Source organism: Blastomonas sp. (assembly GCF_030373265.1).
GTDB lineage: Bacteria > Pseudomonadota > Alphaproteobacteria > Sphingomonadales > Sphingomonadaceae > Blastomonas.
Window position 1 is genome coordinate 195344 of sequence record NZ_JAUCZC010000001.1, and the last position, 12940, is coordinate 208283.

The following is a 12940-nucleotide window of genomic DNA, read 5'->3' on the forward strand; positions in this document are numbered from 1 at the left end:
GGATTGGGTTTAGGTTTTGGTTTTTAGACGCTCCGATTTTTGACGGCGCTCTATATATTCTCTGAGAGGAAGTTTTGATGTTGATTGAAATGCTTGCTGCGGCTGGAGCTGAAGCGCCGAAAAATGCGTTTGGTTTCATGGAAGCACTCGAACAGGGCGGTGTGATCGCATACGCGACCGTCGGTATCCTGGGGATCATGTCGTTCGGTTCGTTCTTCATTCTGTTCACCAAGCTGTTCGAACAGCAGAAGGTTCTTTCGCAGGGCCAGAAGATTCGTGACACGTTCTGGCGTGCAGGCAGCATCAAGGAAGGTGCCGCCAAGCTCGACAAGAACACCGCGTATCGCCAGATCGTCGACGACGGCATCAAGGCTCAGGAAGAGCATGCCAAGCTGACCGATCCGGTCGAAGCGCATGACTGGCTGCACGGTTCGCTGAACCGCTCGGAAGCCGCGATCAATGCCAAGCTGGCTGGCGGCCTGCCGTTCCTGGCAACCGTGGGTGCAACCTCGCCGTTCATCGGTCTGTTCGGTACGGTTATCGGTATCTACCGCGCACTGATCAAGATCGGCATCTCGGGTTCGGCATCGATCGACCAGGTTGCTGGTCCGGTTGGTGAAGCACTGATCATGACCGCACTGGGTCTGGGCGTTGCTGTTCCCGCCGTGCTTGCCTACAACTGGCTCCAGGCTCGCAACAAGCAGATCGCTGCTCAGCTGAGCGCGTTCTCGACCGACGTTCTGGGTTACATGGCATCGAACGGTGCGGTTGTGCCGGCCGCTCCTGCGGTCCCTGGCAAGCCGGCTCCGGTTGCCAAGCCTGCTGTCGCAGCGCCGATCAAGAAGTAAGAGACCTTTCATCGATCCGGCGGGTTGTTTGCAGAAACGCCCGCCGGATGGTGATGTCAGCATCTGGCGCATTCACCTGCCGCCAGATTGACGCTGGCGACGAGATGCTCGTGATTGCTGCGTGCGGATGCGCAAGGCAAAACCAATCCGGTGCCATTTGGCTCGGTAAGTAGAGAATAGGATTTATTGCGATGGCAATGAGCGTTGGAGGCGACGGCGGCAAGGAAAAGCCGATGTCTGACATCAATACGACGCCGCTTGTGGACGTCATGCTGGTGCTTCTCATCATCTTCCTGATCGCGATTCCGGTGGTTATCCAGACTGTTGACGACCTGACCATTCCGGTCGTCGAGTTCGAACCAACCGAAACCAAGGCTGAAAACATCCTGCTGTCCGTCACCACGACCGACACGAATGGCTTGAGCCCTGGCGACACCGGATTTGCCGGGGCGAGCCCGAACGGCGAATGTCGCGTGTATGTGAACGTGACTCCGGTTAATGATGAGGAATTGCTTGATATTGCTGTAAAGCGGCTTGAGGCGATCATTGAAACAGCAGGCGGTGTAGAAAACCTCGAGGAAGAAGATTTGCCTGAGGTTCATATTCGTGGCGATATCAATGCTCCGTATCGGTGCATTGGCGGCGCGATCTTTACGATGCAGCGTGCTGGTTTTGCCAAGGTTGGCTTTATCTCCTCGCCGATCGATCTGACCGCAGTTTGATTGAGGCCGTGGTCAACACGGCCTCCACTTGAGACATTTGGAGTAGCTTGATATGGCAATGAGTGGCGGCAGCGATGATGGCGAGCCGATGATGGAGATGAACACGACGCCGTTGATCGACGTCATGCTCGTGCTCCTCATCATGTTCATCATCACCATCCCGGTCCAGACCCATGCGGTCAAGATCGACCTGCCGGTCGACAGCCCGACACCTCCCGAGGTGTTGATCGAACCGGTAAAGAACAAGCTGATTGTGGATACCAGTGACACGCTTTTGTGGAACGGAACTCCGGTATCGCAGAGTCAGCTGGCTGGCATTCTGGCGCAGACACGCAACATGGATCCCGAGCCGGAACTGCAGTTCCAGCCTGACGCCCGCGCCCGCTACCAGATCGTCGATGAAGTTCTGGTCGTGATCAAGCGCAGCGGTGTGACCAAGCTGGGCTTCGTGGGTAACGAGCAGTATGGCTCGTTCCAGAAGGCAGCCGGCGAATAACCGGACGACCTTCTTTCAAGAGTCAAAAAAGGGGCGGCGTAGCGATACGCCGCCCCTTTTTGTTTGTCCTTCGCCTGGGTCGTCAGGCGTTGCGCTGCCGATCCGAAAGTTGGCGAAGCGTCGCAAGCGCGTCGCGCAAGGCTGCGTCCATATCCTCGTCAGCCGGGGGCGAAGCGCCCGTCGGTTCGTCCTGTGCGGTCACACCGCTCTCGGCGGCGTCCGGTTGCGTGTCCTCGAGGGTCACCGAGGTCTCGATGTCTAACGGTCCCTGCAAACGCGCGATTCTGGAGGCGGTATCGTCTACTGCCTCGGCAGCGTCATCCGCTACCGCCGGCGTCATGCGCAGGCGAAAGCGCGATGCGCTGCTCCCGTCCGACCCGGGATCAGGCTGAACTGGCGCTGGCGTGAAGGCGGGTGGCACCGCCGCAACGCTGGCGGACATACGGCCACCATCCGCCGTTGCAAACGCGCGCTCCCGACGCCGCGCTAGGCCACGCTCGAGGCGGTCGAGCAGCTCGGGAATGGCAATCTGCGTCAGATCGTCCGGATCCGCGTCAGACAGCGCATCGATGGCCGGGCTGTCATCAACTGTGTCGGCGTTCACCATCCGGTCGGCATTGGCGGCCCAGGTTTCGCTGTCGTCATCCTTCGAGGCGAAATGCTCCGCCGGGGGAGCAAAGCGCATCGCTGGGTCGCCAAAGGCAGCGGGCGAGGGGGCCGGTTCGGCCGCTGGCGCAAGCGCCATGCTGGCGTCGAGATCAAGCTGCTGTTCGTCGGGGCTGGGGCTCATGGCCTCGTCGGCTTGCGCAGCCTCGTTCGTGTCGGTCGGGCTGTCGAACGGGACGCCCAGATCGCTGTTCGCCATGATGGGCGCGCGGACCGGTGCGTCGGGGTGCTGGTCACCGACCCGCATCCGCAGACGGTTGAGATCGGCAAAGTCGGTGACCTCGTCCTCGTCCGGCTCCGCCTTTCCAAACCTCAAGGTCCGCAGCCATCCGCCCAGCTTCGAGAGGCCCGAGCCGCTGCGCGCCGGGACCGCTTCGCTTTCGGGCGAGTGGTTGGCCGCATCCGTCTTCACAACAGTTTCATACCCCATAACGTCGTTCTCCCCGCGCGGCAGCAACGCCAGCAGCGCTCCAGCCGTCAAAGTTCCTAGTCCCGTACTCAGCGCCAGCCGGGCAGTGGTGCCCAGCGGCGGCGCGGCAGCGGGCAGCAATTCGGCGATGCCATAAGCACTCACGAAGCCCTCGATAGCGTTCATCGGAATGAAGCTGCTGCCGACGGCGGCTGCGAGCCCACCTCCCATCGCGATCGCGGTGGGATAGCGGACGCGGGCCGGCGATCCGGCCGCTATGCCGTCTTCTGTGCCGTCGTCTCGCGTGTCGCTTGTCATGGTCAAACCTGTAGCTGCGCCCTGATCAGGCGGCGTTGCAAATGCGCGTGCCTGCGCGATCGTCTAGCATGCGGTGGTAAACGGGTTGATAACGCTCGACGTTGCGCGCCCAGTTGCGTTCCTCGGCAACAAAGGCGCGTGCAGCCTGACGCCGGGCATCCCAGGTATCGCGTGCGGCAACAAGGTCCGCGAGGGACTGGGCGATGGCAGCGGGGCTGTCGGGTGCGAACAGGGTGCCGGTGAGCCCGTCGGTGATCAGTTCGCGATGCCCACCGACATCGGATGCTGCGACCAGCCGGCCCTGAGCCATCGCCTCGAGCGGCTTCAACGGGGTAACCGTTTCGGTCAGCCGCATGGCCTTGCGCGGGTAGGCCAGGATGTCGATCAGGCTGTAGTAGTGCTCGACCTCGTGATGCGGCACCCGGCCTGCAAAGCAGATGGCATTGGAGGCAGGCGAGGCGGCTACCTGCGCGCGCAGGGCAGCTTCGGCGGGGCCGCCGCCGACCAGCAACAGCCGGATGTCGGGATCGCGCGCGAGCAGCAACGGCATGGCCGCGATCAGGTCGTCGAGGCCTTCATAGGGATAGAAGCTGCCGATAAAGCCGATCACCGTCTTGCCGACGAGGCCGAGCGCCTGCGCCCGTGCAGGGTCTGCCGGCACCGGCGTGCCGAACATTTCCATATCGACGCCATTGGGGGAGACCATGATCTTGGAAGCGGGGAAGCCACGCGCGATCAGATCGTCACGCAAGCCGTCGCAAATCACCGCGACAGCGTCGGCGCCAGCCACCGCGCGGTTTTCCATCTGGCGGGTAAGCCAATATTTGGGCGATCCTTGCGTGCCGGTGCCGTTGCCGACTGCCGCATCTTCCCAGAACGCGCGGATTTCATACAGCACCGGGAGGCCAAGCTTCTTGCCAACCCGGATCGCGGCCAGACCGTCGAGCGCAGGCGAGTGGGCGTGCAGGATGTCGGGTTTCCATATCGCGCAGGTGGCCTCGGCAGCGCGGGCGAGCGCGGCAATGTCGCGCCATTCGCGCAGGCCTGGCGGTCCCGACACGCTTTCCATTGTGCGGTGGAAGGTCAGCCCATCGTGCACCTCGACGGGCTCGACCGTGCTGCCCTCGGGCAGCGACGCTTGGTGGCGGACGCTGGTTACGCCGCGCACCTCAAGCCCCGATCGCTGCTGGGCCTTCAGGATGGCGCGGGTTCGAAAAGCATAGCCGCTGTGCAGCGGCAGGCTGTGGTCGAGAATGTGGAGTATCCGGGTCATGACGGCCAAACCTATGGCGCAAAAGGTTTAACGCCGCGTCAACCCATTGCGGTTATGGCTTTAGACTTCGCTGCGCCCGGTGCATAGTCGCTCGTGCCAAAGGGATTACAGGACCGCAATAATGGTCGATAATTTTGCCATTGCGGTCTCCCATCTGCTTGTCGCGCTGACGGCGTGGCGTCTCGTCTGGCGCCCCGACCTCGACAAGGAGGATCCACCGGCCAAGGACGATGCCCCCAGCGGTTTCTTCCGCGCCAGCACCACCGATCGACCGACAGGCGGTTCTGATGCGTGACCTGGCCTTTGTCGGCTTCCTGATGGCGTTCCTGGCGCTGGGGTTCAAACGGCCATTCATTTTCGTGCTGGCCTATGCCTATGTCGATATCGTCGCACCCCAGCGGTTGAGCTACTGGATGCTCAACGCGGTGCCGGTTTCGCTGATCGTCTTCGGCCTGGCCTTCCTGGGCTGGCTGATCGCAGACGACAAACGCGACATGCGCGTGTCCTTCCGCCAAGGCGTGATGGCGCTGCTGTTGGCATATTGCGCCTACACCACCAGCGTTGCCGACTTCCCGGTCGACGCGGAGGGAAAATGGGCGTGGGTGTGGAAAGCGCTGATCTTCGCGATGTTCCTGCCTTTGACGCTCCGCACCAAGTTGCGGATCGAAGCGCTGGCGCTGATGATGGTGCTGTGCGCGAGTTCGATCATCATTACCGGCGGCATCAAGACCATCGCATCGGGGGGCGGGGGCTATGGCGTGATGCGGCTGCTGGTCGATGACAACAGCGGTCTCTACGAGGGGTCTATCATCTCGACGGTGGCGGTCTGCATCATCCCGTTGATCCTCTGGCTTGCCAAATTCGGCACGATTTTTCCGACCGACTGGCGCGTGAAGGGCTTTGTCTATGCGTTGGTTTTCGCGTGCCTGTTGATCCCGGTGGGGACGCAAGCGCGGACCGGCCTGGTGTGCATCGGCGTGCTGGCGGTGCTGATGCTGCGATTCGTCCGCTACCGCTTTCTCTATGCCGGAGTGGCATTCGCGCTGGCCTTGGTCGCGGTGCCGTTCCTGCCGCAAAGCTATAGCGACCGCATGGCGACGATCGGCGAGTATCAGGCAGACCAGTCCGCATCGACGCGCGTTGCGGTGTGGGCGTGGACCTGGAACTACGTCAAGTCCAACCCGCTGGGTGGCGGCTTCGAGGCCTATCTGCAGAACAAGGTCAAATTCGATACCGTCGCTGCCACCGGGGATGGCCCCAACACCCAGATTGAAAAGCAGGAAATCACCGATTCCGGACGTGCCTATCATTCAAGCTATTTCGAGATGCTCGGAGAGCAGGGCTTCGTCGGCCTGACGTTGTGGCTGATCATCCATCTGGGCGGCATCTGGCGGATGGAGGTGGTCCAGCGGCTTCACCGCAAGCGCAACCGGCCCGATGAAACCTGGGTCGTGCCGCTGGCACTGGCGCTGCAGAACGGCCAGATCATCTACATGGTGGGCTCGTTGTTTGTCGGCATCGCGTTCCAACCGTTCATCTATATGTTGATAGCGCTGCAGATCGGCCTCGATACCTATCTGGCGCGGCGTCGCAAGGACGCGGCTTTTCGTCCCTTGGCGCCCGTGAAACCGGCCACGTGGGTTGCATGAGCCGCCCGGGTTGCCTAACTGGCGGGGATGACTACCAATGCGCCTGCGGGTAACGGACCCGCCCTCGTTGAGCCGATCACGGCGGAAGATGTCGAACGCAGGCTGAGCGGGCTTTGGACCTGGCTTAGCGATCATGCCGTCGAGATCGCGATCGCTGCCGGCATCGGCACCGCAATCTATCTGGCTCTGGCCTATCTGCAGCGGCATGCGCGAATCTACGCTTACCGCCAGGAAGACAGACTTTCACTGGCCGCAATCGTTGCGCGGACCCTGTCCAAGACCAAGCAGTATTTCCTGATCATGGTCGCGGTGCGTCTGGTGGTCGGGTTTTCCGAAGCTCCCGTCGGCATCGTCCAGACCGTCAGCTTTCTGTTCACCGTTGCTTCGGTGTTCCAGGTCGCGATCTGGGCACGCGAGATCATTCTGGGGATGATCGAACGCCGCGCGACGGTGAGCGACGATGCCGGCAGCGAGACGCTGGCCAATGCGATGTCGCTGATCCGCCTGCTGGTGACGGTGGTGCTGTTCGCGATTGCATCGATCATGGTGCTCGACAATCTGGGCGTCAACGTCACCGGCCTGATCGCCGGTCTGGGTATCGGCGGCATCGCCATCGGCCTGGCCGCACAGGGCATTTTTTCCGATCTGTTTGCGGCGCTGTCGATCATCTTCGACAAGCCTTTCAAGCGCGGCGAGACGATCGGGTTCGATTCCACCACCGCGACGGTCGAGAAGATCGGGTTGAAGAGCGCGCGCTTGCGCTCGGTGAATGGCGAAGAGATCATCATCTCGAACACCAATCTCCTGTCGAAGCAGATCATCAATTATACCAGGCTCAACCGCAGGCGGACGCGCTACATGATCGGATTGATCTACCAGACGCCGCCGGAACGCGCGCGACTGGTCCCCGAGATGGTGCGCGAACTGGTTGAGCAAGCCGGTGGCGTGTTCATCCGCTGTGGCTTCGTCGGCTTTGGCGCGAGCTCGATCGACTTCGAGCTCGATTTCGACATCATGAGCGCCAACTTCGACGAGGTGTTCGAGGCCCGGCACCGGATCGGACTCGCCATCCTGGAGCGTTTCAACAACGAAGGCTTCGAGTTTGCCTATCCGACCCAGACGTCGTTTACCGCGGCGCCGGACGGGCGGATGGTGCTGCCCTATCCCGAAGGCGGCTTTGCGGTCACGGTCGACGGTCAGCACTGAACGAGCGATTCGTACAACTGCTGAGCCTTTCCGTTTGCGTAAAGCAGTGTGCGGGCGGTGCATGCCGTAGCGGCGTGCTCTCGGGCCTTGTATCGAGCTCGGAAAAGCGCCAAAAGGCGCCAGTTCATTCGGCGCGTTGTCAAAAAGGGCGATCGCTGAACCATCAACAGGAGAGCGAATATGAGCGCAATTTCCGCGCAGGAAATGCAGGGCATGGTCGGCAACACGCTGGGCACGTCCGAATGGCTGCTGGTTGACCAGGAGATGATCAACAAGTTCGCCGATGCCACCGGCGATCACCAGTTCATCCACGTCAACGAGGAAATGGCCAAGATGACGCCGTTCGGCGGAACCATTGCGCATGGTTTCCTCACGCTCTCGCTGTTCCCGGTGCTGATGGCCAAGTCCGATTGCCCGCGCGTCGACGGCGTCAAGATGGGCGTCAACTACGGTGGTAACAAGGTTCGCTTCCTGGCGCCAGTGCGCTCGGGCAAGCGCGTGCGCGGCCATTTCAAGCTGCTCGAACTTGAAGAAAAGCGCCCCGGCCAGTGGCAGCAGACGCTGGAGTTCAGCGTCGAAATCGAGGGCGAAGAAAAGCCCGCCGTCATGGCCGAGTGGATCAGCCAGTTTTTTGTGTGATTTGACCGGCGCCGAGCGACTTTCGCTCGCCGCCTGACAGGAGAATTTCCATGCGTGATGCAGTTATCGTTTCCACCGCCCGCACCCCGATCGGCAAGGCCTATCGCGGCGGTTTCAACGCCACCCCGTCGCCGACGCTGGCCGCCCATTCGATCCGCGCTGCTGTCGAGCGCGCCGGCATCGAAGGCGGCCAGGTCGATGATGTCGTTATGGGCGCCGCTCTCCAGCAGGGCGTGCAGCACACCATCGGCCGCACCGCCGCGCTGCGTGCCGGCCTTCCCGTCACCGTCGCCGGCATGTCGATCGACCGCCAGTGCTCGTCGGGTGTGATGTCGATCGCCACCGCCGCCAAGCAGATCATCGTCGACCGCATGGACATCGTCGTCGCTGGCGGCGTCGAATCGATCTCGATGGTGCAGACCCCCGAAATGCGCGTCGCGCCCGATCCGGAGCTGCTGGCGATGCACAACGATGTGTACATGCCGATGCTGCAAACCGCAGAGACCGTCGCCAAGCGCTACAACATCAGCCGCGACCGTCAGGACGAATACGCCTATCGCTCGCAGATGCGCACCGCCGCTGCCCAGGCCGCGGGCAAGTTCGACGACGAAATCATCCCCGTGAAAGCGAAGATGGCGTTCAAGAACAAGGAAACCGGCGAGGTCACGATGACCGATGTCGAAGTGACCAAGGACGAAGGCAACCGCGCCGACACCACGCTGGAAGGCCTGAAGGGTCTGCAGCCCGTGATGGGCCCGGGCATGAACATCACCGCCGGCAACGCCAGCCAGCTCTCCGATGGTGCTTCGTCGTGCGTGATCATGGAAGCCAAGATTGCCGAGCATAAGGGCCTGCAGCCGCTGGGCCGCTATGTCGGCATGGCCGCCGCCGGCACTCAGCCTGACGAAATGGGCATCGGCCCCGTGTTCGCGGTGCCGCAGCTGCTCAAGCGCTTCGGCCTGAAGATGGACGATATCGGCCTGTGGGAGCTCAACGAAGCGTTCGCGGTGCAGGTGCTGTATTGCCAGGACGTGCTCGGCATTCCCGACGAGCTGCTCAACGTCAATGGCGGCTCGATCTCGATCGGCCACCCTTATGGCATGACCGGCGCGCGCTGCACCGGCCATGCGCTGATCGAAGGCAAGCGTCGCGGTGCGAAATATGTCGTCGTGACGATGTGCGTCGGCGGCGGAATGGGCGCCGCAGGCCTGTTCGAAGTCTTCTGATCCTCCGTTTAGTCTGGTCCATTCCGGACCAGACTTCGGTTCTGTAATGCCGACCGGTTCCCGATACTTCGCTCCGGCTGTGATGGCCGGAGCGAAGGAGGGAGTATGTCAGGATTCGATCACGCGGCATTTGCCGAGTTTGTCACCGGCTTGAACTTGCGATTTTTCAAGCCGTACGAGTTTCTGGTTACCGGTGGCAGGCACAGCGATCCGCACAGCCCCGCGTTCGGCAAGAATACGCTGCCGCCCAGGGAGTTGTGGAGCAACATGGCGCGCACCGCACAGGTGCTCGATGCCTTCCGCTTGCGGATCGGCGCGCCGGTCCGCATCACCAATGCCTACCGCAGCCCCGAATACAACCGCGCGATCGGTGGTGCCAAGAACAGCCAGCACATGAAATTCAACGCGCTCGATTTCGTGGTCGAAGGTGGCAGCACCGTCGGCCAGTGGGTGCGGACGTTGCGGGTAATCCGCAACGAGGAACAGATGTTCAAGGGCGGGATAGGCCAGTATTCCAGCTTTGCCCATGTCGATACGCGCGGCGTCAACGTAGACTGGTAATGGGCGAGCAGCCGCGACGCTTGTGGGAACGGCTTGCCGGGCCAGCCGTACCATCCTGTATCAATCACAGGAGACCCCCATGTCCGATACCCATGAATCGCTTGACGCTTTTTGGAGCGCACTCGACTCCAGCCCGTTCCTGATGTTGGGTCTGCCCGCACAGGCGGCGCACAGCATGCCGATGACCGCACAGTTCGATGACCGTCACGGCTCGATTTGGTTTTATGGTTCGCGTTCGAGCCGTCTGGTCGAAGGCTTGACCTCGACCAACAGCGCGATGGCGCAGTATGTCGGCGAGGGGCACAAGCTGTTCGCATGCATCGCCGGCTCGCTGACGATCGACAACGACCCAGCGATCATCGACAAATTCTGGTCCAATTCGGTGGAAGCCTGGTACGAACAGGGCAAGTCTGACCCGGATTTGGTCATGCTCCGTTTTGATCCGACCGACATCGAAATCTGGCAGGCAGACATGACGTTGGTCGGGAAGCTCAAGATGATGTTCGGTGGCACGATGAGCGCCAAGGATCTCGAGGGCAAGCACGTCGAAACCGCGCTCTAAACCACTCGTCGGCGCCCAAGAACGCTGACAGCCGATTTCGCCGCCCGCCCGTAAACCGAGCGGGCGGCGACACCTCATTCGGGTAAGCTGATCACGCCGCCTGAAAAGCGGAATCCGCCTTCGCGGTCGCGCGCAAGCAGGGCAGGTCCATCGAGATCGACCCAGTCGGCGGTCTGCGCCAGATGGAAGGCGGGGTGGATACCCAGGCTGGTCGACAGCATGCAGCCGACCATCGTCTTGAGCCCACGTGCCTTGGCGGCCTCGCTCAGCCGCAAAGCCTCGGTTAGCCCGCCTGCCTTGTCGAGCTTGATGTTGATCGCGTGAAAACTGCCGGCAATCCGGTCGATATCCTCGGCGACGTGGCAGCTCTCGTCGGCGCAGAACGGCAGTGAAGTTGTTACCGTTTCGAGGTCGTCTTCCAACCCGGCCCCCACGGGCTGTTCGATCAGTTCAACGCCAAGCTTCTTCAGCGACGCCGTCATCTCCTGAAGATCGACATCCGCCCACGCCTCGTTGGCATCGATGATCAGCCGGGCATCTGGCGCGCCGATGCGTACGGCCTCCACGCGCAACAGATCATCCACGCCATTGAGCTTCAGCTTCAGCAAAGGATAGCCATTGGCCGCGGCCTTCGCCGCATCCGCCTTCATCGTTTCGGGGTCGTTGAGCGAGATGGTGAAGGCCGTGACGAGTGGCCTTGGCTCGGGAAGCCCGGCGAGCAGCCACAGGGGCTTGCCCGACGCTCGCACTTCCAGGTCCCACAAGGCTGCATCGAGCGCGTTCCGCGCCGCGCCCTCCATCATCGTCTGGAGCAGATCCTCGCGAAGCAGCGGGCGGTTCTGCCGCGCCCGAGTCTCGATCGCCTCGGCGCACAGCTCTGCGGTCTCGCCCTCGTAATAGATCGGCGTGCCTTCGCCGCGCCCCACATGGGTACCGTCGGTGACCTCGCAATAGACGACATCGACATCGGTCTTTGCGCCACGGCTGATGATGAAGCTGCCATCGACGGCAAAGCGTTCGACGCGAACGGTCTTGAGGTTAATCATGCGCGCCCGATAGGCGGCGCGCGGCGAGGCGGCAAGGGCCAAACAGGCCAGTTGCCGCCCCGATCCGCATTCAATTGTGCGCTGCGATCCAGTCTTCGACCACGGGGGCGATCCGTTCGCGCCACTTGCTGCCGTTGAAGATGCCGTAATGGCCTACCTTCTCAGCCATCAGGTACTTCTTTTTCGCCTTGGGCAGCTTGGGGGCAAGCGTCAGCGCGGCGCGAGTCTGGCCCAGACCGCTGATATCGTCGCGTTCGCCCTCGATCGCGAGCATCGCGATATCGGTAATCGCGCCCGGATCGATGCGCTTGCCGCGATGCATGAACTCGCCCTTGGGCAGGCTGTGAGTCTGGAAGACGTTTTCGACCGTCTGCAGATAGAACTCCGCGGTCATATCGCAGACCGAGCGATACTCATCGTAGAAATCCTTGGTCGAATCAGCGCTTTCATCATCGCCGGTGACCAGATGCTTGAACATCTCCCAATGGCTCATCATGTGGTTGCCGAGATTCATCGACATGAACCCGGTAAGCTGCATGAACCCGGGATAGACCTTGCGCCCGGAACCTTTGTACTGGAATGGTACCTTGGCGATGACGTTTTGCTCGAACCACGCCAACGGACGTTTGGTAGCCATGGTGTTGACCGCCGTGGGCGCCTCGCGGGTATCGATCGGGCCGCCCATCATTGTCAGCGACTTGGGGCGACAGGGGTGTTCGTCAGCCGACATCAGTGCGGCGGCGGCAAAGCTGGGCACCGAGGGCTGGCACACGGCGAGCATGTGCGCGCCAGGGCCGATATGCTCGAGAAAACCGACCAGATAGTCGATGTAATCGTCCAGGTCGAAGTTGCCCTCGCTCATTGGAACGTCGCGGGCATCGGCCCAGTCGGTAACGTACACCTCGTGCTTGGGGATCATCCGCGCGACAGTGCCGCGCAGCAGAGTGGCATAATGGCCCGACATCGGCGCAACGATCAACAGCCGCGGCGCGTCGTCAGGCAGCATCGCATGCCGGAAGCGCAACAGGCTGCCGAACGGGCGTTCGAGCACGACCGCTTCGTCCACGGCGCTGGCGACACCGTCGATATCGACCGTTTCGATGCCGAACGCCGGCTTGCCATAGGGCGCCGATGCATGCGCGAAAACTTCCAGCGCGGACGCCAGGATCGGCTGCCCGCCCCAATAGGTCATCGGGTTCAACGGGCTGTTGAGCATATTGGCGCCCATCGTCGCGATGGCGCTCGCGCTCGAGAGAAACGAGCGCTGAAGTTCATAAGCGTGGTAAAGCATGTAATTCCCCTGCAAACCGCCGTGTCCG

14 protein-coding genes are annotated in these 12940 nt (G+C 61.8%); 10 read left to right on the forward strand and 4 right to left on the reverse strand.

Annotated features, from left to right (window positions below):
- Positions 1 to 77: 77 nt before the first annotated feature.
- The 3 genes from QUV11_RS00905 to QUV11_RS00915 all read left to right on the forward strand — a co-directional run bounded on the left by QUV11_RS00905 (position 78) and on the right by QUV11_RS00915 (position 2066).
- Positions 78 to 848, forward strand: coding sequence for a MotA/TolQ/ExbB proton channel family protein (locus QUV11_RS00905; protein WP_300880005.1), 771 nt, complete (start codon positions 78 to 80; stop codon positions 846 to 848).
- Between the two features lie 191 nt (positions 849 to 1039).
- Entirely contained in the window at positions 1040 to 1570 is a 531-nt protein-coding gene (locus tag QUV11_RS00910; RefSeq protein WP_300880006.1) for a biopolymer transporter ExbD, read from the forward strand.
- Between the two features lie 52 nt (positions 1571 to 1622).
- Entirely contained in the window at positions 1623 to 2066 is a 444-nt protein-coding gene (locus tag QUV11_RS00915) for a biopolymer transporter ExbD (protein ID WP_300880007.1), read from the forward strand.
- 82 nt (positions 2067 to 2148) lie between these two features.
- On the opposite strand, the gene QUV11_RS00920 is transcribed toward QUV11_RS00915, so the two are convergent.
- Positions 2149 to 3459 (reverse strand): hypothetical protein, encoded by a 1311-nt coding sequence (locus QUV11_RS00920; RefSeq protein ID WP_300880008.1) that lies wholly within the window; start codon positions 3457 to 3459, stop codon positions 2149 to 2151.
- 25 nt (positions 3460 to 3484) lie between these two features.
- The gene (locus QUV11_RS00925) at positions 3485 to 4732 is read right to left on the reverse strand and encodes a TIGR04063 family PEP-CTERM/XrtA system glycosyltransferase (RefSeq protein WP_300880009.1); all 1248 of its coding nucleotides are present in this window, start codon (positions 4730 to 4732) and stop codon (positions 3485 to 3487) included.
- Positions 4733 to 4853: 121 nt separating this feature from the next.
- Between QUV11_RS00925 and QUV11_RS00930 the strand changes: the two genes are divergently transcribed.
- From QUV11_RS00930 to QUV11_RS00960, 7 genes are all read left to right on the forward strand, one after another.
- Positions 4854 to 5027 (forward strand): hypothetical protein, encoded by a 174-nt coding sequence (locus tag QUV11_RS00930; RefSeq protein ID WP_300880010.1) that lies wholly within the window; start codon positions 4854 to 4856, stop codon positions 5025 to 5027.
- Positions 5020 to 6381, forward strand: coding sequence for a putative O-glycosylation ligase, exosortase A system-associated (locus QUV11_RS00935; RefSeq protein WP_300880011.1), 1362 nt, complete (start codon positions 5020 to 5022; stop codon positions 6379 to 6381). Before QUV11_RS00930 ends, QUV11_RS00935 begins: the two co-directional genes overlap by 8 nt.
- A 27-nt stretch (positions 6382 to 6408) precedes the next feature.
- Positions 6409 to 7587 carry a mechanosensitive ion channel domain-containing protein gene (locus tag QUV11_RS00940; RefSeq protein WP_300880012.1) on the forward strand — a complete coding sequence of 393 codons (1179 nt, stop codon included), beginning with the start codon at positions 6409 to 6411 and terminating at the stop codon, positions 7585 to 7587.
- Between the two features lie 180 nt (positions 7588 to 7767).
- The gene (locus QUV11_RS00945; protein WP_300880013.1) at positions 7768 to 8226 is read left to right on the forward strand and encodes a MaoC family dehydratase; all 459 of its coding nucleotides are present in this window, start codon (positions 7768 to 7770) and stop codon (positions 8224 to 8226) included.
- Positions 8227 to 8276: 50 nt separating this feature from the next.
- The gene (locus tag QUV11_RS00950) at positions 8277 to 9452 is read left to right on the forward strand and encodes an acetyl-CoA C-acyltransferase (protein ID WP_300880014.1); all 1176 of its coding nucleotides are present in this window, start codon (positions 8277 to 8279) and stop codon (positions 9450 to 9452) included.
- 105 nt (positions 9453 to 9557) lie between these two features.
- A complete protein-coding gene (locus QUV11_RS00955; RefSeq protein WP_300880015.1) occupies positions 9558 to 10013 on the forward strand; it encodes a D-Ala-D-Ala carboxypeptidase family metallohydrolase in 456 nt (151 codons plus the stop codon).
- A gap of 79 nt (positions 10014 to 10092) precedes the next feature.
- Positions 10093 to 10575 (forward strand): pyridoxamine 5'-phosphate oxidase family protein, encoded by a 483-nt coding sequence (locus QUV11_RS00960; protein WP_300880016.1) that lies wholly within the window; start codon positions 10093 to 10095, stop codon positions 10573 to 10575.
- A 74-nt stretch (positions 10576 to 10649) separates the two neighbouring features.
- On the opposite strand, the gene QUV11_RS00965 is transcribed toward QUV11_RS00960, so the two are convergent.
- Both QUV11_RS00965 and QUV11_RS00970 read right to left on the reverse strand, forming a co-directional pair.
- Entirely contained in the window at positions 10650 to 11621 is a 972-nt protein-coding gene (locus QUV11_RS00965; protein ID WP_300880017.1) for a dipeptide epimerase, read from the reverse strand.
- Positions 11622 to 11691: 70 nt separating this feature from the next.
- Positions 11692 to 12912 carry a polyhydroxyalkanoate depolymerase gene (locus tag QUV11_RS00970; RefSeq protein WP_300880018.1) on the reverse strand — a complete coding sequence of 407 codons (1221 nt, stop codon included), beginning with the start codon at positions 12910 to 12912 and terminating at the stop codon, positions 11692 to 11694.
- Positions 12913 to 12940 lie beyond the last annotated feature (28 nt).